1 pseudogene is annotated in these 619 nt (G+C 43.3%); it reads right to left on the reverse strand.

Features of this window, described 5'->3' with window-relative positions:
• Window positions 1–174: 174 nt before the first annotated feature.
• Window positions 175–619 (reverse strand): annotated as a pseudogene (locus ACRCJ0_RS18335) (homoserine kinase); the annotation flags it as partial.

The following is a 619-nucleotide window of genomic DNA, read 5'->3' on the forward strand; positions in this document are numbered from 1 at the left end:
CCCCTCGATTCACTTATGTAAAGGCCTGTTCACCGCATGTTTCATAAGTATAAACTTTTGGCAAAGCTGCAAGCCAAGTTGGCGGATAGTAGCCATTTTCCAAAAAGCAAAGCAACAAAAAATGCTACGAGCATATCAGTCTGACATGCTCGTAACATTATCAATCGTCTAAAATCACATATCTTCTACTATAACCCCATCTGAGGCAAAGTCAAGTGTCTTTATCTGTACGTCAAGATTTAATTGGCTGATTGCTTCAACAATTTGATCTGAGGCAGTAGCTTGGACAAGGGTCATAATAGTTGGGCCGGCACCTGATAGGTAAGTCCCGTAAACCCCGTCAACTCTTGACAAAACTTGGCGGATTTCACCTAATTCTGGCACTAATTGTGCCCGGAATGGTTCATGCAACTGGTCCATTTCCATCAAGGTACCCACTGCTTCAATGTCCCCTTCTAACAACTTACTGACGAAGACGTTGCCGATACCATTCGCTCGAACTGCATCTGCAAATACCAATTCTTTCGGCAAAACGGCTCTTGCTTGTTTAGTTAATAGCTCACGGTTAGGGACGGTCGCAATAAAATGCACATCGTCTAATAAAGACTTCGTCCACAAG

The organism is Aerococcus sp. L_32 (assembly GCF_050689315.1).